General features: G+C 65.1%; 1 protein-coding gene. It reads left to right on the top strand.

Features of this window, described 5'->3' with window-relative positions:
- A partial coding sequence (locus HX846_RS36350) for a condensation domain-containing protein (protein ID WP_256740417.1) occupies positions 1-444 on the top strand: 444 nt, incomplete at both ends.

The raw sequence follows: 444 nt of genomic DNA, 5'->3' as shown, positions 1-444 counted from the left end.
CAAGTGGTGTGGCGCAAGGCGATTCTGGACGTGCAATCGGTGGCCCTCCAGGGCGATTCAATCCTCGAACAACTGCGCGAACGCCAGCGGCCACTGGACTTGCGCAAGGCGCCGCTGATGGCCCTGGATTATGCCGAAGACCCGCAGAACCGCCGTTGGGTGGGCATGCTGCGTTTCCATCACCTGGTGAACGACGCCACATCGACGCAAGTACTGATGGCGGAAATCCAGGCGCATCTGCTTGGCCAGCAACAGCAATTGCCGGCGCCGGTGCCCTATCGCAACGTGGTCGCCCAGGCCCGGTCAGCGGAACGCGAGGCCGGGCACGAAGCGTTCTTTCGCGGGCGGCTGGCGGATGTCGACGAGCCGACCCTGGCCTTCGGTTTACAGGAGCGCCAGGCGGATCGCCGTGACACCGAGGAAGCCGACGTGCTGCTTCCCGAC

This window comes from Pseudomonas sp. K5002 (assembly GCF_013386655.1).
Lineage (GTDB): Bacteria > Pseudomonadota > Gammaproteobacteria > Pseudomonadales > Pseudomonadaceae > Aquipseudomonas.
The sequence above is the reverse complement of the archived record's forward strand: the minus strand, read 5'-3'. Positions and strand labels throughout refer to the sequence as shown.